General features: G+C 66.1%; 2 protein-coding genes. Both read left to right on the forward strand.

The window, feature by feature from the left end; genetic code table 11:
- Positions 1–299, forward strand: a 299-nt coding sequence (locus ACFFNX_RS51230) for a transposase (protein ID WP_378213781.1), incomplete at its 5' end; no start/stop codon positions are given.
- The coding region (locus ACFFNX_RS51235; RefSeq protein ID WP_378213783.1) for an IS3 family transposase at positions 293–941 on the forward strand (649 nt) is incomplete at its 3' end. The genes ACFFNX_RS51230 and ACFFNX_RS51235, both read left to right, overlap by 7 nt.

The raw sequence follows: 941 nt of genomic DNA on the forward strand, positions 1-941 counted from the left end.
CCTTGGAGCTGCGTGAACGCGCGGTCCGGCTGGTCTTTGAACTACGTGAGCAGACCGGTGAGAAGACCGGCACGATCGCTCGGGTCGCCGACCAACTCGGGGTGCATCGCGAGGCGTTGCGCGCCTGGATCCGGCAGGCCGAGGTCGATGCCGGCAAGCGTCCGGGGACCACGAGCAGCGACGCGCAAAGGCTCGCGGAGCTGGAGCGGGAGAATCGTGAGCTGCGGCGGGCGAACGAGATCCTGAAGGCCGCCAGTGCGTTTTTCGCCCGGGAACTCGATCTCAGACTGCCGTGCTAGTCGAGTTCATCGATTCTTATCGGGGCCGGTTTGGTGTCGAGCCGATCTGCGCTGTCCTGGAATGTGCCTCGTCGACGTATTGGGCGGCGAAGAAACGCGAGACCGGACCATCGGCTCGTGCGGTGCGTGATGAACAGCTGAAGAAGGAGATCGGGCGGGTGTGGTCCGGGACGGGCCGCCAGGTCTATGGCGCCCGGAAGGTGTGGTCGCAGCTGAATCGCGAGGGAGTCGAGGTCGCCCGGTGCACGGTGGAGCGGCTGATGCGTGAGCTGGGCCTATCCGGGGCGCGTGCGGTCCGTAAACGGCCCCGTACCACGATGCCTGGCATGGAACGGCCGGGCGGCCTGCTGGAACGGGACTTCACCGCGGACGCGCCGGACCGGAGCTGGGTCGCGGACATCACGTATGTCGAAACCGCTTCCGGATGGGCGTACACCGCGTTCGTGCAGGACCTGTTCTCTCGGGCGATTGTGGGATGGCAGGTCGCGGATCATCTTGGCGCCGGCTTGGCTTTGGACGCGCTGGAAATGGCGATCTGCTCGCGGGGTGGTATCGGCGACGGGCTGGTCCATCATTCCGATCGCGGCGTCCAGTATACGTCTATCCGGTATTCCGAACGGCTGGACCAGATCGGCGCCGCCC

Origin of the sequence: Actinoallomurus acaciae (genome assembly GCF_042429965.1) — a bacterium.
GTDB classification, from domain to species: Bacteria; Actinomycetota; Actinomycetes; order Streptosporangiales; family Streptosporangiaceae; genus Actinoallomurus; species Actinoallomurus acaciae.